The following is a 19622-nucleotide window of genomic DNA, read 5'->3' as shown; positions in this document are numbered from 1 at the left end:
AGACGCTCATGCCCCCGACGAGAGGCAGCGGCAGGCGGGCCGGTTCGGGTGTGTTCATCATGATCACTCCCGACCGCTGGGCGATCATGTGCCGCGCGGCGGATTTCGCGGTCACGAAATGAGCCCGGGTGTACGTCGTGATCGGGCGCAGGAAATTCTCGACCGGCAATTCGGTGAGCGGGATTCCCTGCAGGTCGCGCGGTGAGATTCCGATCGCGTTGAACGACACGTCGACGCTGCCCGCGGCGACGACGGCAGCCAGGTGGTCGGTGACCGCCTTCTCGTCTCCCGCGTCCACCACGTCGGTCTCGGCCGCGCCGCCCGCCACTGTGATCTCCTTCGCGACGGTATCGACGACGTCGAGAGTGCGCGCGGTCAGAAACACCCTGGCGCCCTCGTCGGCGAATGCGCGGGCCACCGCGCTGCCGACCGCGCCACCCGCGCCGTAGACAACGACGTTCTTGCCTTGCAGCAACATAACTTCCTCTTTCCGTTGTTCATGTCGATCACGTCCTACCTATGCAGAGGCGAGCGCACCCCGAAAATCATCGGTGTCCGTTCCGGCCATATCTCGAGACGACGACCGGTGTCGGGCCGTCGAGAAGACCCGTGGCGTAGGGCGGGACTGCCGGGCTGTCGGCCAACGATGTGGTTGCGGCGGCGATGGTCGAAGGCAGCTTCTATCGCCCGTTTGCGGACGCGCGGTACGAAAGCCCTTCTCGCTCAGTCGTGTACCGACACCGACCTGCTCGATGAGGTCCAGGCGCGGTGTGGTTCAGATGAAGGGCCATAGGTCGGCGTCGCGGTGGGGTTTGGCCAGCAGGCGTGGATCTTCGGCCGGGTACAGCCACCGGACCGGCACCCGGATGGTCTCGAGGGACGGCACGCGGGCCGGGCGGCCGGTGCGGTCGACCAGCATTCCCACCACTCGGTAGCCCTGGTCGGCGGGCAGGCCGAGGTCGGCCGCCTGGCCGGAGGTGAGCGCGATGTCGGTGTGGGCGCGTTCGATGAGCCGAAGCCCTTCGGCGGTCGCTGGGTCGGTGTCGCGGTCGACGCTGGTCACGGTGAGTCGGAAGCGGGCGCCGGCCAGAAGCCCGGCGACCCATATCGGTGTGCCCGGTAGCTCGCGTTCGGGGTAGCGGGCGATCGGTAGTCGGTGGGGGACCAGGACCACGTAGGTGTGCCCGATCTCCACGTCACGGGCTCGCACTCCTCCAGAATCGCCTTTCGGACGCGACGGTGCAACCAGGCATCAGCGTCGCTGCTCCGGTTCGACCGAGCACCTCGTATGTTGTTGTGCCGCAACGGTTCACCTGCCGCCGCTGAACCGCCCCTGGCGGCCGGTGGGAATCGCAACGGCGCGGTGATTCGCCGGCATCGGCACCTTCGCTGTCGGCGCCCCGGCCGGAAGCCCGGTTCGACGCCGCGCCGGACTGCGAGGTAGCCGAGAGCGGGCGAACGGGCCGCTGCCGTGCAGGTGAGGTGGTCAGAGTTCCCGGGTCAGGAGCCGGCGTCCGTCGTCGTGGAAGCCTCGTGATCGGTAGAAACCGTCCAGGTGGGCGTCGTCGCGGCCGGTGGGTGCGATGACGAGTTCGAGGTGGTGGCACCCGCGGGTTCGCGCCCACGTGGCACCGTCGTCGATCAGGGCCGTGGCGACACCGTGGCGCCGTGCCGCCGGAATCACATAGAGGTCCTCCAGCTCGGCGATGAGCCCGTGTTCCAAGCCGAAGCTGGTCGTGGTGACCGCGAAGCCGAGCAGACGATCGTCGTTGTCGGCGACGCAGACCCTGGCCGTGTCGGATTCGGTCAGCGACAAAAGGTTTCGGCGTAACACGCTGTCGGGCGTAGTGAACCCGCCCTCGGCGTAGAAGGCCACGACGAGCGCGAACAATCCGTCGAAATCTTCGGCGCGTGCCGCAGCGATCCTCACACCGAACCGGTCTCGCCGGTCGGTCCGGCCGCCCAGCGTGCCTGCGCCCGCCGGACACTGCCCGGTAGAAGCCGGAACAGCAGTTTGGGTACCGCGCCGCTGAAGACATAGGTCTTGCCGTCCTCGACCACGGTGTACTTCGACTTGCCGGTCGGCGCTCGTTCGACACCGGCGACACTGACGGCGAAGGCGCACTTCCCGTCGAACTCAGGAGGCTGATCGCTGGTCATAGGGCCCTCCACGGTCGTTCGGTCGTTTCCTGTTCATTCTCGCCTGCGACGACGCACGGTCCGAGTCGGCGCTGCACCGTGAAGGGGGCTCGCCCGCGGAGCCGATTTCGTGGACGCTTGCGGAATCGTTGCGCCGCAACGCTGCCGTGGGTAATCATGGAGAGGCGGTGGCGGTTCCGATCGTCGAAGTGGACCATCGCGATTCTCCGATTCACGAACACCCGAGTGCAGCTCGTCCTGCAAGCTCCGCGTTTGCCATGGTCGTCCACAACTTCGGGAGGTTTGTCATGAGCGATGCGATCGACAGATTCGCCGGCCTGTCCAAGGTCACCATGTGTTACCGCGACGAGGGTGACCCGGCAGGGGAACCGCTGTTGCTGATCATGGGTCTGAACTCGCAGTTGATTCATTGGCCCCAGGAAATCGTCGAAAACCTCGGCGTCCGCGGCTACCGCGTGATCCGCCCCGACAACCGCGACAGCGGTCTCACCGAGTGGACGGCCACGCCGGGCCCGTACTTCTTGCAAGCGATCGCGAGCGACACCGTCGAACTGCTCGATCACCTCGGGATCGAGAAGGCTCACGTGGTGGGCGCTTCACTGGGCGGAATGGTTGCCCAGCTCCTCGCGATCCAGCATCCCGAGCGGGTATGGTCGCTGTGCTCGATCATGAGTACGCCACACTCCAGCATCGGTGCTCCCAGCGACGACGTACGCGAGGAGATGCTCGAGCCTCTGCCCCCCGATCGCGAGGAAGCGATCGAGCAGATCGTTGCCCTGTACGCCCTCATCGGCTCGAAGACCTACGCCGCCAGCGAACGCGAGCGTCGCTACGCCGTCGCGACCCTGGCATACGACCGTGCACGCGGTCGCCACCCCGACGGACCGTTCCGCCAGATGTCGGCGGCCCTGATGGCCCCGGACCGCACCGAGCGCCTGCGCGCGCTGCAGGTGCCGACCCTGGTCATCCACGGCGCCGAGGATTCGCTCATCACGATCGCCGGCGGCGAAGCGACCCACGCGGCGGTCCCCGGATCGACCTATCTGCCGTTGGCGGCGATGGGCCACGACCTGCCCGCCCCGCTGCTCGACGAGATCGTGACAGCCATCGACGCGAACGCCGCCCGCCGCCCCGCGGTCGTGTAGACCGCGCAGCTGTCACCGGTAACCGATAGAGGCATCGCCCTGGGCGGCGGAGGTCTGGCCGGCCCAACATGCGTGCGATATCGTGGCGCTCCACCACAGTGAGGGACCCGGCGGATCCGTGCCGCCGGGCCCCTCTTTTGCCGAAACGCGGCGGCTTCGCGGATGCTCAGGCGTCGGCGAGCTCATTTCGCCAGACCGGGCTGTCGACGTAGTGGTTGTCATAGCGTTGCGAGCTCGCCTGGATTTCTTCGACGCTCGCCTCGCCGCGATGAACCCGTTCGAGCAGCCGGTAGTAGTCGAACCGGTGCAATCCCGGAGTGAAGACCACGAGCAGTTCGGCATCGGTCCCCGCGGCCGGGGCGAATGCGTGGGGGACTGTGGGCGGCACCGTCAGGAAGTCACCTTGTTCGAGACGAACGATGTTCTCGCCCAGAAGGATCCGCACGGATCCGTTCAGCACCAGGAACATTTCGGTCGCGGCGGTGTGGAAATGGGCCGGCGCGCCGGGGGAGCCCTTGCGCAGGGTCGCCTTGTTGGCGGTCAGCGCGCCGCCGGTCTGTCCGGCGTCGGCGAGCAGGGTGATCAGGCTCAGCGCGCCGTCCTGGAGGTTCTCGGCCTCATCGGCACGTACGAGGACGGGGGCGGTCTGCGCGGAAGCGGTCATCGGAGCTCCGTAGGTTTCGGCGGGTGCGGCACCCGGTGGTGCCTGCTACAGAGTCGACGGAGCAGACCCGCGGACTGTGACATCGCGGTGAGTCGGGGTGAAGCTGCCGCAGGCCGTGATCGTCACGCATGTGGTTGCGGCGGCCGGGTCGATGACTTCGATCGGCGCAGATGGTAGCGGCGCTCGGCGTAGGCGAGGTCATCGCGCCACAGGCGCCGCATCGCGTAGTTCATGAACGGTCGCAGCAATGGCGTCGCCCGGCGCGCATACCGGAAACCCGGACGTTCGGAGTCGGCCACGACGGCTTCGACGACGGCGGTGCGGGGCAGGCCGTCGGAGCCGGGACTCAGTGGCGTGGCGTGGGTTTCGACGACGCTGCCCACCCCTTCGCCGGACACGATCCGCATCACGATCGTGCGTGGATCCGGGCTGGTGAACTCGGCCTCGACGGGTACGCCGATGCCGCGGGCTACTCGGAAGGTGACCGCCAGAACGAACCGGTGGTTGTCCGCGGTGATTCCGGTGCGCGGCGGTGTCCGGGTCACGTGCAGGCGGGCGAACGAATAGGGATGGAACCAGGCGCCGTGCCAGGGGTCGAGCCGGTTGGCGATGATGTCGGCCGGTTCGCATACCCCGATCAGGCGGGTGACCGCGTGCACGGTGCAGTCGGCGGGTCGGGCGCCGAGTATCGGTGCGTCGGTCGGGGTTTCCTCACCGAGCGCGTCCAACCGCACCCAGGCCAGCACACCGTCGTCGTGACTGGGGAACGGACACCAGCGCGCGGATCCGTTGTCGCCGACCCGCATACCGTGCCACCGGCAGATCAGCGTGGCATCGTCGACTCGCGCGGTCGCCAGGTCGGCGCCCAGATGAGGGCATGCTCCGGGGCCCACGTGCAGTGTGTTGTCCCCGTCGCGCCACGCCACGATCTCGACCCCGCCGACGGTGGTGCCGTAGGGCCGGTCGCGGCGAATGCTGCGGCTGGCGGCGAAGGCGTACCAATTCCCCGAAGGCCGCTGCTGCGACCACCGCAGCACGGCACCGATCAACGCGGGGTTCGCGTCGCGGTAGGTGGGCTTCTGTTGTCCCCATTGTTCGGCGGAGAACCGTTGCAGGGGAGAGCGTCCGGATCGCCGGGACGGCTCGGGACCGGTGCTCATCAGGATGTCCTCCCGCGCGTAGCGAGTGTGCGCAACGCCCATGACCGTCCTCGGGAGGGCACCGTATGCAGATCGTGCCCGGCCGCACCCCACCGCGCCAGCAGGGTGTTGGCGGCGATCCATCCGGTCGTCGCGGCGCGTTCCATCAAGGCCACCGGAAGATCGACCCGGATACCGTCTCCCGCGAGTACGAGCTGCGGATGCGGTGTCGTCACCCCGGGTCTGCGCGCGAAGTCTCCGGGGGCGAAGCGAGGGCAGTCCTGCCGCCACAGCGTGGTTCGTCCCACGATCCGAGCGGGGGCTGTTTCGGGGTAGATCTCGTGCAACCGCTCCAGCAGGCGCTTTTCGGTGACGGCGCGAACGGCTGTGCCGTCGTGCACCGCATAGGCGTGCAATTCGACGACGCTACCGCCGGTCTTCGCCGCCCACGCCGCGGCCTGCTTCTCGTAGCGGTGCACGACGCTGATGTTGTCGAGCGGATCGAGATTGCCGGTGCCGAGGAAACTCGGTCGATCCGCACGCACCGGGCGATCGAGCCACAGTCGCTGCACTGCGAACGACGGTGCGGTAGCCAATTCGGTTACGCGTGAACGCCATTCGGTATTGCCCAGTTCCGGTGACGCGGAAACGAGCCGTTTCAGCCCGCCCACATCGGTCGCCAGTACCACGGCGTCGGTGTCCACTGTGGCGTCGTTGTCGTCGATCACCCGGAAACCCGCGCCGCGGGGTTCTATCCGCTCGATCGTCACGCCGGTATGGAACTCCGTGCGGCCGGGCCTGCCGGGAACGCCTGTCGCGCGGAGATATTCCGCCAGGGGGGTCCACAGGCCGACATCGAAATTGTCCCGCGCGACATCGAAGAACAGGCCCTCGCTGGAGCCGAGGAAGTAGATATGAAACATCATGGCCAGCTCCGCCGCCGACATCCGGCCGGGCTCGATGAAGAAGCTGCGGGAAAATACTTCGAAGGCGAGATGGCGGGCGGCGGCGGGAAAGTTGATCGCGCGCAGAAAGGTTTCCGCATCCAGGTGGTCGAGTCGGTCGAAGATTTCCGGCACCGAGACCGTGGCCAACGGGGCGGCGGCGCGAGGGTCCATGCGCAGGAGGTCACGCAGGCGAAATGTCGGACTGCGCAGGGCGAAGGCGAGCGCGTTCCACGGTGGTGTCCGGGGGAGCCCGCGGAAGGTGTCGCGGCGGCCCCGGTCGTCGACGAGCGGGTAGTCGTCGAGGCGAAGCAGGCGAGTATTACTGCGCGCCAACAGTTTACGCAGATTGTAGTACTGGGCGAAGAAGGCGTGGAACCCGCGGTTCATGCCGACCGGTGTGCCGTCGTCGAGCTGCTGGGTCCAGCCGCCCACCCGACCGCCGAGGTATCGCTCGCGTTCGACCACCTCGACTCGGAAGCCACGCTCGGCCAACCCGGTGGCGGCCGCCAAACCCGCGATGCCGGCGCCCACGACCACCGCGTGGGGCGCTCTCCCTTCCTGCCCGAGATCCCGTCGGCCCGCAGCGGCCGGGTAGTGCGCTCGCCGATGGTCGCGGGCTTGGTCGATTGGAGGCGTCGCGTGGCGTGTCATCGCGCGGGTTCCCGTCGCCGAGCCCGTTCCCAGGCCAGCAGAACCGATGTCACCAACGCGAAACCGAACAGGAAATCCTCGACCGGGATATCCCAGGGGAATCGCAGACCGAGAATCTGGTCGGTGTCGTACCGTACGATCGGCGCGTTCAGCTTGGTCAGCCAGCCGTCCACCGGGATCTGGACGACGAGCACGATGATCATCGTCAACCAATACGCCGGCCGGCGGAACAGTCCGGTTCGCAGCCACACATATTCCGCCGCGCAGACCACCACCAGTGCGCACACGGCAGGCACGGTGTATCCGATTCCGTGCAAGGTCATTTCTGCACTTCCTTTCCGGCACGGCCGCGCGGTCGAATGGCCAGCAGCCTTTCGACCGCGGAGAAGGTCAGCAGGCCGCACAGGGGGATGACGATGAAAAACAGCAGTTCCTCGAGCGGGATCGCGCCGGGCAGCCGGACCCCGACGAGGTAGCGGGCGGAGAAATCCCAGACTCCGGCGGCGATCGCAATGAGATCCCAGACGACGAACACCAAAGCCGGTGTCAGAGCCGCGGCAAGCCGGCGGGGCCTGCGGTATACACCGGAGCCGAGGAATTCCAGTGGCGCCGTGGTGATCAGGCAGGCGGCCAGCACCAGAAAATACTGCCATCGATCCATGCCGGTTCCTCACTCCCGGCCGGGTGATTCGGTGGTGGTGGACGCCCGACGCACGGTTTCCGCCCACCGCGGTGTGGGAGGCGACGATCGGCGTGCCAGCCAAGCCCGCACCATGCCGGCAGCGCCGACGCGCGCCTTCCGGGCGGTCGTGACGGTGGCCCGGCGACCGAAAACCTCGAATTCCGCCGCGGCGATCCGATCGAGAATTTCCGAATACAGCGTCGACGCCGCGGCAACACACGGGCGCGATCGCGGGGCCAGGAGCTCGATCCCGCCGCGCGCGAATTCGTATATCTCACGGGTGATCTCGTGCTGGGCGATCAGGGCCTGTCGTACTCGCGGCTCGATGCGGCCTCGACGGCGGCACCATGCCAGCAACTCCCGGTCGACGCCGTGAGCGGCCAATTCGTCGGCCGGTAGATAGACGCGGTTACGTGCGAGATCTTCGTCGATATCGCGCAGGAAATTGGTGAGCTGGAAGGCTTTTCCGAGTGCGGCGGCGTACGGGGCTGCGGCCGTTTCCGATTCGACAGTGCCCAGGACCGGCAGTAGCTGTAAGCCGATGACCTCGGCCGACCCGTACACGTAGCGGTCGAGAGCGGCCCGGTCCGGGTAGTCGGTGACGAACAGATCCATACGCATGGAAGCCAGAAAGGACTGAAACAGGTCGGTGGGTATCCGGTAGCTTTCGGCGGTGTGCCGCACCGCCGCGAGCACCGGGTCGCCGGGCATCGCGACGTCGGCGAATCGCGTTGCCAGCGTGTCCAATTCGCTTCTACACCGGTCGGCGGTGCGCTGTGGGTCGATCTCGTCGACGATGTCGTCGGCGCGGCGGGCGAACCCGTAGAGCGCATGGACGGCAGGTCGTTGATCGGGGGCCAGCAGCCGGGTGGCGAGGAAGAACGTCTTCCCGTGGCGCGCGTTGATTTTCCGGCACAGTCGATACGATTGCCGTAGCGCGGGGTCGAAGATGCCGGCCGCGTCGAGCTCCGCGCGTGTCATGACGTGCGCCGATCGGCCGAGACATCCATCGACGGAAGGGGCGGCCCCGAGGGAGGTCGGTTGCCGGCTACGGCGGCGAGCTGCTCATCGATCGTCTCGAAGGGAGTCGTGCGCGCCATCGCGTGCGCCAATCGGCTTGCCGCACTACGAAATCGGGGCGTGGACAGGACCCCGTTCACGGCCTCGGCCAGAGCAGCGGGGCTCGGATGTCCGGTGCCGAGGTCGATGCCCGCACCGGTGTATGCCACCCGCGCCGCGACCTCCGGTTTGTCGGCCGCGTCGCCCGCGACGATCAGCGGCACGCCGTGGCTCAGCGCCTGCTGCACGCCGCCGTACCCGCCGTTGGTGATCATGACCGCGACATGCGGCAGCAGCCGCGCGTACGGCAGCAAGCCGGCCACGTACGTATTCGCCGCGACGGGCCGAATCTGCGTCGGCGCGCCTCCCGTGCAGGCGACAACCGCCACGTCGGTGCGCCCCGCCAGGGCGGACAAGGCCGGCCGGATCAGCTGCCCGAGATCGCTGTTGTTCCACGTCCCCTGGGTTACGAGCACGACCTTGCGCCCGCCGGACAATGCTTCGTCCCACCAGCCGGGCAACGCCACCTCCGAAGGTGACCCCGGAACGGGGCCGGTGAAGACCACCGAGGGTGGCAGGTCGCGGCGGGGATATTCGAACTCCGGCACGGTGAATTGGAGCATTCGCTCGGCCAGGATCGGCCAGTCCAGCGGATATATCGGGGATGGTGCCACGCCCAGCTCCCGCAGGATGGCGGTGAATGCCGACTGATCGCGACGAAACAGGACTTTGTGGACGACCCGGTTCATCATCGTGTAGTCGCGGCCGGCCGCCGGCTGCCAGCCGATACCGAACGGTGCGCTGTCGGCGCTGCTCAGCATCAGCGGGACCACTCCGCACACCACAACCGGTGGCCGCTGCCGCGCGGCGAGCAGCAGTGGGATGGCGCCGGTGAACATGACGTCGGCCAGCACCACGTCGGCGCGCGAGCGCGCCAGTTCAGCGGTGAGTGCGCGATATTGACCCGCGAGCGGCGCCAGAAACCCGGAACGCATCTCGGCCCGTCCGGTTCGCCAGCGCCGCGCCAGCCCCGGCATTCCAGCGGACGGCTCCGGGACGCGCACGACCTGGGCATCTGCGGGTAACGGCGCGAAGGGCACATCCGATGACTGTGCCGCGGTGGCGAAGGCCGCACCGCTGAGCACGCGCACCTGATGGCCGCGGCGCCGCAGATCGGCGGCGACGGCCAGCATCGGCGCCACATGCCCCGGAATCGGGGTGGCCGCAACAAGGTACCGGGCCACGCGGGATTTCCCTTCCACGATCTGCCGCCGCCATCGGTTCGAACATGTCCGGAAGTGCTGAACGGCATTCACCGACCGCCACGAAACCAGCGTGGCAACGCGCGGATCACGCGATGAGCGCCGCGTCGATCACATCGGCCAGGGACTTCCGAGACCGAGACATCCGAATCGGGCTTTCCGGCCCGACTCGACCCGATCATACGTCGAACGATGCAAACTCGATGCAACATCCGCCGGGATCGGCACCACCGGATCACTGCCCCGCCACACCGCGTCGACGCCGGAACTGTCGGTGCGCCACGTTTGAGTCCCGAGATCGCGGGTAGCCCGGCGAGGACTTCGACGTCCGAGCCGAGGAGGCGCGGTGGGTGTACGTCAGTGGATCACGGAGTGGCCGGTCTACCGGCAATTGACCGGCGAAGATCCCCTCGGCAAAGCGGCCGCCGCGCAGTCCGGGCACAGTCGATCGTTGCGGGCCAGAACGACCGAGGCAGACCGTGTCGTCACGTCGGTGTGCCCGTACTGCGGGGTGGGGTGTTCGCAGAAGGTCTACGTGAAAGACGAGAAGGTCGTTCAGATCGAAGGCAATCCGGACTCACCGGTCAGCCGCGGGCGACTGTGCCCGAAAGGTGCTGCCAGCCTGCAGTTGACGACCGGGGAGGCGCGGCGGCATCAGGTCCTCTATCGGCCGCCGCATGCCACCGACTGGCAACCGATCAGCCTCGAGCGGGCCATGGATATGGTGGCGGATCGAGTGATCGCCACTCGGCGCGAATATTGGCAGGACGAGGTCGACGGCAATCGCACCGCCCGCACCATGGGTATCGCGAGTCTGGGCGGCGCCACGCTCGACAACGAAGAGAACTATCTGATCAAGAAGCTGTTCACCGCGCTGGGCGTCGTGCAGATCGAGAATCAGGCCCGGGTCTGCCACAGCTCGACCGTCGTCGGCCTGGGCACCTCCTTCGGTCGCGGTGGGGCAACGACCTTTCTGCAGGACCTGCAGCACGCCGACTGCATCATCATCGAGGGATCCAATTTCGCCGAGTGTCATCCGGTCGGCTTCCAGTGGGTGATGGAGGGCAAGGCGCGCGGCGCGGTGGTCATTCACGTCGATCCTCGGTTCACGCGCACCAGCGCGCTGGCGGATCTGCACGTCCCGATCCGCGCGGGCACCGATGTCGCGTTTCTGGGCGGGATCATCAATCATGTTCTCTCCCAGGACAAGTACTTCCGGGAATTCGTCGTCAACTACACCAACGCGGCGACGATCGTCGATGAGGAGTTCGAGGACACCGAAGACCTCGACGGCCTGTTCTCCGGTTTCGAACCCGAGGCCCGGCACTACAAGAGCGCCGAATGGCAATACGAAGGCGTCGACGTGGCCTCGGCGTCGGGGCAGCGTGGCCGTGGATCGGGTGAGCCGCACAAGGAAGACGACGTGCGTTCCGCCGGCCGCCCGGAGCAGCACGGTATGGGCGGCGCGGCTCTGGAGGGCGAGTTCGTCCGCGACGAGACGTTGCGGCATCCGCGCTGCGTCTTCCAGATCCTCAAGCGTCACTACGCCCGTTACACGCCCGACATGGTGCACCGCGTCTGCGGCATCCCGCCGGAGACCTTTGCCGAGGTCTGCCGGCACCTGACGGAGAATTCGGGCCCCGAACGCACCAGCGAATTCGTCTACGCGGTCGGCTGGACTCAGCACAGCACGGGCAGCCAGTTCATCCGCGCCGCCTGCGTGCTGCAGATGCTGCTCGGCAATATGGGCCGGCCCGGCGGCGGTATCCAGGCCTTGCGCGGGCACGCCAGCATCCAAGGCTCCAGCGATATCCCGACGCTGTTCAACCTGCTGCCCGGCTACATTCCGATGCCCTACGCGATGCCGCGGCAGAGCCGCGCCGATTTCGTCGACTCCCACGCCGCCCGTATCGGCTTCTGGGCGAATATGGACGACTATCTCGTCAGCTTGCTCAAGGCGTGGTGGGGTGATGCGGCGACCGCGGACAACGAATTCTGCTTCGACTATCTGCCCCGGCTCACCGGATCGCACAGCACCTACGACACGGTCTTCGAACAATTGGAAGGCCGGTGCAAGGGTTATTTCCTGTTGGGCGAGAACCCGGCCGTCGGCTCGGCGAACGCCAAACTGCAGCGGCTGGGCATGTCGAATCTGGATTGGCTTGTGGTGCGCGACTTTTCGTTGATCGAGAGCGCGACCTGGTGGAAGGACGGCCCCGAAGTCGAGACCGGTGAGATCCGTCCGGAGGACAATGCCACCGAGGTGTTCTTCTTTCCCGCCGCCGCGCACACCGAGAAGTCGGGCAGTTTCACCAACACCAACCGCCTGCTGCAGTGGCACGACCAAGCCGTCGAACCCGGCGGTGACGCCCGCAGCGACCTGTGGTTCACCTATCACCTCGGGCGCATCATCCGCGAGAAGATGGCCGGTTCCACCGACCCGAGAGACCGTCCGATCCTCGATCTCACCTGGGACTACCCGACATCGGGCGATACCGCCGAACCCGACGCCGACGCCGTGCTGGCCGAGATCAACGGCTTCGACGGACAGGGCAAGCCGCTGGACAGCTACACGCAGTTGCGCAACGACGGCTCGACCACGTGCGGATGCTGGATCTACTGCGGAGTTCGCAAGGACGGCGTGAACCAGGCAGCGCGCCGCAAACCGCAGACCGAGCAGGACTGGGTCGCGCTCGAATGGGCCTGGGCCTGGCCCGACAACCGGCGGATCATGTACAACCGGTGTTCGGCCGCACCCGACGGATCCCCGTGGAGCGAACGCAAGAAGCTCGTGTGGTGGGACGCCGACCAGCAGAAGTGGACGGGCCTGGACGTGCCGGATTTCCAGGCGACCAAGCCGCCGGACTACCGGCCCGGCGACGATGCCGCAGGTCTGGACGCGTTGTCGGGCATCGACCCGTTCATCATGCAGGCCGACGGCAAGGGATGGCTGTACGTCCCGGCCGGCCTCGCCGACGGCCCGCTGCCGACCCACTACGAGCCGCAGGACTCACCGGTGCGCAACGCGCTCTACGGTCAGCAGCGGAGTCCGTCACGAATGGTGTTCTCCAACCGGCACAATCGCTACGCACCCGACGCCGGCGATGCCGGTGCTCGGGTCTACCCCTATGTGGCGACCACCTACCGGCTCACCGAGCAGTTCACCGCGGGTGGAATGTCGCGCTGGACGCCGTATCTGTCGGAGCTGCAGCCGGAGATGTTCTGCGAGGTCTCACCCGAACTCGCCGGCGAACGCGGCCTGATCAACGGCGAGTGGGCGACGATCGTCAGCCCGCGCGCGGTGATCGAGGCCCGGGTACTGGTCACCGATCGGATGACGCCGCTGATCGTGGCCGACCGCACGGTGCACCACGTCGGCCTTCCGTACCACTGGGGACCCAACGGACTCAGTACGGGAGACGCCGCCAACGAGTTGTCTTCGGTTGTGCTGGACCCGAATTCGCATATCCAGGAGGTCAAGGCGTTCACCGTCGACATCCGCCCCGGACGTCGCCCGCGCGGCGCCGACGCCACCGCGATGGTCGCCGACTACCAGCGGCGAGCAGGAGTCACCGACAAGACCGGCACGGGAGTGTGAGCATGGATTTCGAACGAGACCTGACCGCCGACGACCCGCCGCACGACGGTGGCTACCCGGACCGGCAGCCGCGGATGGGATTTTTCACCGATACCACGGTGTGCATCGGCTGCAAAGCCTGTGAGGTGGCGTGCAAGGAGTGGAACCATGTTCCCGACGACGGCTTGAACTTCACCGGCATGTCCTACGACAACACCGGTGGGCTGGGCGCCGACACCTGGCGCCACGTCGCATTCGTCGAACAACGCAAACCGATTGCGGCGCAAGCGAATACCGCCGAGGTGGTCGATCTCGGGATGCCGAGTTCCAGCAAACCGGGAGACGGTGACGGGCAGCGGGGCGAGTTCCGCTGGCTGATGTCGTCGGATGTGTGCAAACACTGCACGCACGCCGCATGCCTGGATGTCTGCCCGACCGGCGCGCTGTTTCGTACCGAGTTCGGAACGGTCGTGGTGCAGCAAGACATCTGCAACGGGTGCGGCTACTGCGTGCCGGCCTGCCCGTACGGCGTCATCGACCAGCGCGAGGACGACGGCCTGGTATGGAAGTGCACGCTGTGCTACGACCGGCTCGGGGACGGAATGGAGCCTGCCTGCGCCAAAACCTGTCCCACCGATTCCATCCAGTTCGGCGAACTGTCGCAGCTGCGCGAGCGCGCCGAAGAACGCGTGAGGCAACTCCACGACGCCGGCGTGACGGATGCCCGGCTGTACGGCCAGGACCCCGATGACGGGGTGGGTGGCACCGGGGCGTTCTTCCTGCTGCTCGACAAACCCGAGGTGTACGGCCTGCCGCCGGACCCGATCGTCACCACCCGTGATCTACCGGCCATGTGGCGCAATGTCGGTATCGCGGCGTTGGGCATGCTCGCCGGCCTGTCGGCGACGTTCGTGAAGGGGCGGCGATGAGCGAGCACGAGAGGCGGACCGGCATTCCGCAGGATCCTTTCGCGCCGCCGGATCGGATGGCCGTCACCGGAGATGTGGGTCGGTTGCCGCGCCGCCGGCGGGGGCGCGGCCGGGGCGAGAAGAAGATGGTGCCCGACGCGCACTTCGAGTCCTATTACGGCAAGCCCATACTCAACAAGCCGACGTGGGAGGCACGCGACATCGCCGGTTACCTGTTTCTCGGTGGCCTGGCAGGTGGATCGTCGGTCCTGGCGATGGGCGCGGAGCTGACCGGGCGTCGAAAGATGGCCCGCGCCACCAAAATCGGCGGCCTGGTCGCCATTCTCGCCTCGCTGGTGGCGCTGGTCCACGATCTGGGCCGACCGGAACGATTCGTTCGGATGTTGCGGGTCTTCAAGCCGAGTTCGCCGATGAGCGTCGGTTCCTGGATTCTGGCCACCTACGGTCCGCTGGCGGGAGTCGCCGCGGCCACGGAGGTCACCGGGTGGTTTCCCCGCGTCGGCAGGGCCGCGACCGTCGGTGCCGGCTTCGTCGGCCCGGCCGTCAGTTCCTACACCGCGGCGCTGATGTCGGACACCGCGGTGCCGACCTGGCACGACGGGTATCGCGAGATGCCGTTTCTCTTCGTCGGCTCGGCCGCCACGGCGGCGGGCGGACTGGCGGTCCTCACCTCGCCCACGAGCGAGACGGCACCTGCGCGCCGGGCCCTGATCCTCGGTGCGGCAACGGAATTGACGGCGGGCGAACTGATGAGCCGCCGGATGGGTTTATCGGCCGAGCCGCTGCACCAGGGGACGGCGGGGCGAATGATGAACGCCGCCAAGGCATTATCGGTAGTCGGTGCGCTGCTCGGGGGAGTGTGGGGCCATCGCTCGAGGACCGCTGCGATCATCGGTGGTGCCGCCGCGGTGGCGGGCTCGGCGTGCACCCGCTTCGGCATCTTCCACGCCGGCGTCACATCCGCCGAAGACCCCAAGTACACCGTGTTCCCGCAACGAGAACGGCTCGCGCACCGTGAGAGTGTTCCCGACTGAGGACCGGCACCCCGGGCCGCGGGCCGGTGGCGGGGTTGTCAGGGCGTGCGAATGTGACGGTTTGCTTACCTGTGGCGCTGCGGACCCGCGACACGCCGAGCGGGTGGCCACAATCTCGGTATGCGGATTCTGCTGACCGGCGCGGCCGGGTTTATCGGATCTCATGTGTGGCGGGCGCTCAGCGATGCGGGGCACGAGGTGGTGGCGGTCGACGCGATGCTCACCGCGGCGCACGGCGACCGGGCCCAGCCGCCGGACGGCCTGCATCGCGTCGACGTACGCGATCAGGATGCGCTGGACCGTTTGCTACCGGGCATCGATGTGGTGTGCCATCAAGCTGCGGTGGTGGGGGCGGGGGTGACTGTGCAGGATGCGCCCGCCTACGCCAGTCACAACGATCTGGGGACCGCGGTACTGCTGGCCGCGATGGACCGGGCCGGTTGCCGCCGGCTGGTGCTGGCGTCGTCGATGGTGGTGTACGGCGAAGGGTGTTATCGCACAGCCGATTCCGTGGCGGTAACGCCGTTGCCGCGGCGGCGTGCGGACCTCGAGCGTGGCGTATTCGATCATCGCCACCCCGATACCGGCGCACCACTGCGGTGGGCGCCGGTGCCCGAGGACGCACCACTCGATCCGCGCAGCCTGTACGCCGCCAGCAAACTCGCCCAGGAGAACTATGCCGCGGCGTGGGCCACCGCCACCGGCTCGACGGTGACCGCGCTGCGCTATCACAACGTCTATGGCCCCGAAATGCCCAAGGACACACCGTATTCCGGCGTGGCCGCGATCTTCCGGTCGGCGCTGGAGGCCGGTTCGGCGCCACGCGTCTTCGAGGACGGTGCTCAGATGCGCGATTTCGTGCATGTCGGGGATATCGCCGTCGCCAACCTGCGTGCCGTCGAACGTCCGTTGGACGGGTTCACGGCGCTGAACATCGCCTCGGGACAGCCGATCAGTATCGGCGCGGTGGCCGCGATCCTCGCTCGCGCCCACGGTGGTCCCGAGCCGGTGGTGACCGGCGAATTCCGTGCGGGCGATGTGCGCCATATCGTCGCCGGACCGGATCGGGCACGTGAACTGCTGGGCTTCACCGCGTCGATCGACCCCGCGCGGGGTCTCACCGAGTTCGCCACCGCGCCCTTACGGGCAGCGGCCGGGGTCGGAGCGCCGCAGTGGCGGCACTGCTGACCGGTGTGACAGCGTCGGCAGCGTCGAGCAGTAGCGGTAGCCGAATCTCGAAGCGGGCGCCGTCGCCCCGGTTCGATGCGGTGATCTCACCGTGCTGGACCGACAGCAGACCGGCGGCGATCGCCAGCCCCATACCACTACCGCTGCCCTCGGCCGCCGGGGAACGGGCGGCGGTGCCGCGATAGCCGGCCTCGAAGATGCGGGAAAGGTCCGCCTCGGCGATGCCGGGACCACTGTCGTCGACGCGCACCCACGCACTGCCGTCCGCGGTGCCGGCCGAGATGTCGATGCCTCCCTTCGGCGGGGTGTGGGCAACGGCATTGGCGACGAGATTGGTCAGCACCCGGGTCAGCGCCTGGTCGCTGCCGGCGACGGTGATTGCCGTATCGGGTTGCCGGGCGCGGAGTTTCACTCCCGCGCGGGCGGCCGCCGGTGCGTTGGCGGCGACCACTTCGTCGATGAGTTCGCGTAGATCCAGTGGTTCCACGTGCAGGCGCAGGGCCCCGGCGTTGATCTTCGACATCTCGAACAGGTCGTCGACCATGCCCGACAATCGGGTGGTCTCGCGCACGACTTGCGTGCCGTAGCGTTCGACGTCGCCGGGCCGGTCGACCACCCCGTCGGCCAGCGCCTCGCCCATCGCCCGGATCCCGGCCAGCGGGGTGCGCAGATCGTGGCTGACCCAGGCCACCAGTTCACGCCGCGACGCCTCGGCGGCGCGTTCCTGATCGAGCATCTGTTTCTCCCAGACCAGTTGCCGCGCCTGCGCCCGGCCCAGCACGACCGCAGCGGGCACCGTCACCGCGGTGACCACGACGAGGACCACCAACATCTTGGCCAGCGCGTCGGTGAACATCAGACCGCTGACCGCGAGGAAACCGCAGAGGGTGGCCAGCGTCGGAATCAACACCAGAATCACCATCGACAGCCCGAGGGCCCGGTTGCGCATGGCGCGCAGCAGCATCGCGCCGAGGGCCACGACCGGCACCGATCCGGCCAGGGCCCATCCGATCAGTCCGGCAACATCATTCGGCACGGTCGACTCCTGTCCCGGCGCCCCAGGCGTAGCCACGCCCCCACACCGTTTCGATCCGGTGGGTGTCGCCGAGTTTGGCACGCAGACGTTTGACGTGCACCGTCACCGTCGACTGGTCGCCGAAATCCCAGCCCCACACCTGCGCCAGTAGTTCCGCACGGCTGAACACGCGCTGCTGATGGGACAGCAGAAAACACAACAGGTCGAATTCGCGCGCTGTCAGTGAGACCGGCCGTCCGGCGACATCCACGGTCCGCGCGGCCGGTCGCACGCGAATCTCGCCACTGCGCAGCACGCCGGCCGTCGGTGGCGGCGCATGGGTGCGGCGCAGCACCGATGCCACTCGCAGCGCCAGCTCCCGCGGACTGAACGGTTTCGTCAGGTAGTCGTCGGCGCCCGCGGTCAGCCCGAGTACTCGGTCTTCCTCCTCGCCGAGGGCGGTGAGCATGATGATGGGTGTCTCGGGACGCTCGCCCTCGCGCACCGCCCGGCACAACGCGATGCCGTCGGGCGCGGGCATCATCACATCGAGAACGGCCAGGTCGATATCACCGCCGGTCAGGGCGCGTTCGGCCTGCACGCCGTCGGCGGCCTCGGTGACCTCCATGCCGTCGCGTTCGAGGTAGCGGCGGACCACCTCACGCACTACGGGGTCGTCGTCGGCGACGAGAATGCGCATCGCGCTCACCAATTCGTGAGGACGAGGTGGGCCAGCACCAGGGTGCCGATGGCCTGAACGGCCAGCCAGGCGCGGGCAGTGCGCGCCGGCAACAGGGCGGTTGCGCCGATCACCCAGATGTCGAACGGCAGCCAGATCCGCTCGGTTTCGGCCTTGCTCAGGCCACTGAGATCGGCGAGCAGCAAGCCGCTCAGTGCCGCCAGGGCCAATAGCGCGGCCGGATCGGCGCGGGTGCGCCAGCGTGCGAACGCCGTTGCCGGAGCGGCGCGAATCTCCGCCGGTGCGGGCACACGCAGGGCACCCGGCAGTCGATGCAACGCCGCCGCGGATGCCAATCCGACCGCGCACACGGTGGCCGCCAGATTGCCCCAGATCCAGTAGGACACCGGTCGCGTCGTCGCTATGCCCTGGTAGTAGCGCTGCACCACCAGGTGATATCCCTCCAACCACCAGAAGCCGGACAGGGTGAAGGCCGCGATCACCGCCAGCACGCCGAGCACCGCGGGCCACACCGTTCGCACACCGCGCAGCAGCGCCACCGCGGCGGCCGGGACGGCCATCAGGACCAGCCCGTAGTTGAGGTAGATGCCGAACCCGAACAGCACCCCCGAGCCGAACAGGATCAGCGGGCGTGACCGCGGGCCACCCACTCCGATCGCGAGTGCGGCCACCGCCCAGGCGGTCACTCCGGCGAAGAACGCGTCCGCGGAGACCGCCAGCCAGATCGCCGCGGGAGCGAGTGCGAGATATGGTGCGGCCGTGCGCGCGCGGTCTTCGGCGCCCAATGCCCGCATCGCCACCAGCACGGCCACCGACGCGCTGCACCCGACCAGAACGCACAGCGTGGAAGCCCATGCGCCGCCGCCCAATCCGATCCGGTCCAGCCAGACGAACACCAGCAGTGCGCCCGGCGGATGACCGGACACGTGGGTGGTCCACGAGTCGGGCTGATAGTCCAGGATCCGGCCGGAGAACCCGCGCAGCATCGCCGGGATGTCGTGCACTCCGCCGACCTCGTGCAGATATTCGTGCATCGTGGTGAGCCGGCCGGCGAAACCGCGCTGCCACCCGTCGACCATGGCGAGGGAGAACGCCCACGCGAGCGCGGTCACCCAGGTGCCCAGCAGCAGACGATGCCAGGGGAGCGCGGCGGCGAGCTTCGGGCCGTAGAGGATGACGGCGACGGCGAGCACGATCGCGGGCCCGGTACCCCATCCGAGGTGCGGAAGCCAGGAGCCGAAGATGGGCGCCGCCGCGGCGTAGAGGGAATCGCGATAGTGCGGCGTGCTGATCCTCGGGACGACGAAGGCGGCGGCGACGAGGATCGCCGCTGCCGCCGCGCAGAGGATGTCGGCGCGCACGCCCGATACTCGCCGTGTCTGCGATGCGGTGCTGCTGCGGGTATCGCTCACCCGTTCACCGTAGGTCTCGACGCCACCAGCGGGCACCGCCGCAATCGCGTCGTCATAC

19 protein-coding genes are annotated in these 19622 nt (G+C 67.9%); 5 read left to right on the top strand and 14 right to left on the bottom strand.

Going from position 1 to position 19622, the window contains the following annotated elements; all coding sequences use genetic code 11:
- From AC5592_RS33605 to AC5592_RS33590, 4 genes are all read right to left on the bottom strand, one after another.
- Nucleotides 1-478 (bottom strand): SDR family NAD(P)-dependent oxidoreductase (locus AC5592_RS33605; protein ID WP_157122414.1); only part of this gene is annotated, 478 nt, incomplete at its 3' end.
- Nucleotides 479-775: 297 nt separating this feature from the next.
- The gene (locus AC5592_RS33600) at nt 776-1210 is read right to left on the bottom strand and encodes a hypothetical protein (RefSeq protein ID WP_157122412.1); all 435 of its coding nucleotides are present in this window, start codon (nt 1208-1210) and stop codon (nt 776-778) included.
- 276 nt (nt 1211-1486) lie between these two features.
- A complete protein-coding gene (locus tag AC5592_RS33595; RefSeq protein ID WP_083871477.1) occupies nt 1487-1930 on the bottom strand; it encodes a GNAT family N-acetyltransferase in 444 nt (147 codons plus the stop codon).
- Nucleotides 1927-2160, bottom strand: coding sequence for a hypothetical protein (locus AC5592_RS33590; RefSeq protein ID WP_036509731.1), 234 nt, complete (start codon nt 2158-2160; stop codon nt 1927-1929). Before AC5592_RS33590 ends, AC5592_RS33595 begins: the two co-directional genes overlap by 4 nt.
- A 167-nt stretch (nt 2161-2327) precedes the next feature.
- Here AC5592_RS33590 and AC5592_RS33585 point away from each other — a divergent pair, with 167 nt between their 5' ends.
- The gene (locus AC5592_RS33585; RefSeq protein WP_218001045.1) at nt 2328-3305 is read left to right on the top strand and encodes an alpha/beta fold hydrolase; all 978 of its coding nucleotides are present in this window, start codon (nt 2328-2330) and stop codon (nt 3303-3305) included.
- A 166-nt stretch (nt 3306-3471) separates the two neighbouring features.
- Here AC5592_RS33585 and AC5592_RS33580 read toward each other — a convergent pair whose 3' ends face one another.
- From AC5592_RS33580 to AC5592_RS33550, 7 genes are all read right to left on the bottom strand, one after another.
- On the bottom strand, nt 3472-3969 hold the full coding sequence (locus AC5592_RS33580) for a cupin domain-containing protein (protein WP_036509727.1): 498 nt from the start codon (nt 3967-3969) through the stop codon (nt 3472-3474).
- 122 nt (nt 3970-4091) lie between these two features.
- Nucleotides 4092-5129 carry a Rieske (2Fe-2S) protein gene (locus tag AC5592_RS33575; RefSeq protein ID WP_051025523.1) on the bottom strand — a complete coding sequence of 346 codons (1038 nt, stop codon included), beginning with the start codon at nt 5127-5129 and terminating at the stop codon, nt 4092-4094.
- Nucleotides 5129-6706 (bottom strand): FAD-dependent oxidoreductase, encoded by a 1578-nt coding sequence (locus AC5592_RS33570; protein WP_063066510.1) that lies wholly within the window; start codon nt 6704-6706, stop codon nt 5129-5131. Before AC5592_RS33570 ends, AC5592_RS33575 begins: the two co-directional genes overlap by 1 nt.
- Complete coding sequence (locus AC5592_RS33565; RefSeq protein WP_036509776.1) at nt 6703-7023, bottom strand: lycopene cyclase domain-containing protein; 321 nt, start codon at nt 7021-7023, stop codon at nt 6703-6705. The genes AC5592_RS33570 and AC5592_RS33565 overlap by 4 nt, the downstream gene beginning before the upstream one ends.
- A 2-nt stretch (nt 7024-7025) precedes the next feature.
- Complete coding sequence (locus AC5592_RS33560; RefSeq protein ID WP_036509725.1) at nt 7026-7367, bottom strand: lycopene cyclase domain-containing protein; 342 nt, start codon at nt 7365-7367, stop codon at nt 7026-7028.
- 9 nt (nt 7368-7376) lie between these two features.
- The gene (locus AC5592_RS33555) at nt 7377-8369 is read right to left on the bottom strand and encodes a phytoene/squalene synthase family protein (protein WP_084507612.1); all 993 of its coding nucleotides are present in this window, start codon (nt 8367-8369) and stop codon (nt 7377-7379) included.
- Nucleotides 8366-9691, bottom strand: coding sequence for a glycosyltransferase (locus AC5592_RS33550; RefSeq protein ID WP_084507609.1), 1326 nt, complete (start codon nt 9689-9691; stop codon nt 8366-8368). The genes AC5592_RS33555 and AC5592_RS33550 overlap by 4 nt, the downstream gene beginning before the upstream one ends.
- A 364-nt stretch (nt 9692-10055) precedes the next feature.
- On the opposite strand from AC5592_RS33550, the gene fdh reads away from it, so the two are divergent.
- The 4 genes from fdh to AC5592_RS33530 all read left to right on the top strand — a co-directional run bounded on the left by fdh (nt 10056) and on the right by AC5592_RS33530 (nt 16437).
- Nucleotides 10056-13307, top strand: coding sequence for a formate dehydrogenase (gene fdh / locus AC5592_RS33545; protein WP_063066509.1), 3252 nt, complete (start codon nt 10056-10058; stop codon nt 13305-13307).
- Nucleotides 13308-13309: 2 nt separating this feature from the next.
- The gene (locus AC5592_RS33540) at nt 13310-14215 is read left to right on the top strand and encodes a 4Fe-4S dicluster domain-containing protein (RefSeq protein WP_063066508.1); all 906 of its coding nucleotides are present in this window, start codon (nt 13310-13312) and stop codon (nt 14213-14215) included.
- Nucleotides 14212-15249, top strand: a complete 1038-nt coding sequence (gene nrfD / locus AC5592_RS33535; protein WP_084507606.1) for an NrfD/PsrC family molybdoenzyme membrane anchor subunit — start codon at nt 14212-14214, stop codon at nt 15247-15249. Before AC5592_RS33540 ends, nrfD begins: the two co-directional genes overlap by 4 nt.
- A gap of 120 nt (nt 15250-15369) precedes the next feature.
- Nucleotides 15370-16437 (top strand): NAD-dependent epimerase/dehydratase family protein, encoded by a 1068-nt coding sequence (locus AC5592_RS33530; RefSeq protein WP_063066507.1) that lies wholly within the window; start codon nt 15370-15372, stop codon nt 16435-16437.
- Here AC5592_RS33530 and AC5592_RS33525 read toward each other — a convergent pair.
- Genes AC5592_RS33525 through AC5592_RS33515 form a run of 3 tightly spaced genes read right to left on the bottom strand, consistent with a single transcriptional unit; the run spans nt 16367 to nt 19564 of the window.
- Nucleotides 16367-17473, bottom strand: coding sequence for a sensor histidine kinase (locus AC5592_RS33525; protein ID WP_084507603.1), 1107 nt, complete (start codon nt 17471-17473; stop codon nt 16367-16369). The two genes, AC5592_RS33530 and AC5592_RS33525, sit on opposite strands and share 71 nt — an antisense overlap.
- Nucleotides 17463-18152: a response regulator transcription factor gene (locus tag AC5592_RS33520; protein ID WP_063066515.1), complete on the bottom strand. Its 690-nt coding sequence runs from the start codon at nt 18150-18152 to the stop codon at nt 17463-17465. The genes AC5592_RS33525 and AC5592_RS33520 overlap by 11 nt, the downstream gene beginning before the upstream one ends.
- A gap of 5 nt (nt 18153-18157) precedes the next feature.
- Nucleotides 18158-19564 carry a hypothetical protein gene (locus AC5592_RS33515; RefSeq protein WP_371507564.1) on the bottom strand — a complete coding sequence of 469 codons (1407 nt, stop codon included), beginning with the start codon at nt 19562-19564 and terminating at the stop codon, nt 18158-18160.
- Between the last annotated feature and the right edge of the window lie 58 nt (nt 19565-19622).

It is taken from the genome of Nocardia violaceofusca NBRC 14427, assembly GCF_963869435.1.
GTDB classification, from domain to species: domain Bacteria; phylum Actinomycetota; class Actinomycetes; order Mycobacteriales; family Mycobacteriaceae; genus Nocardia; species Nocardia aobensis.
The sequence above is the reverse complement of the archived record's forward strand: the minus strand, read 5'-3'. Positions and strand labels throughout refer to the sequence as shown.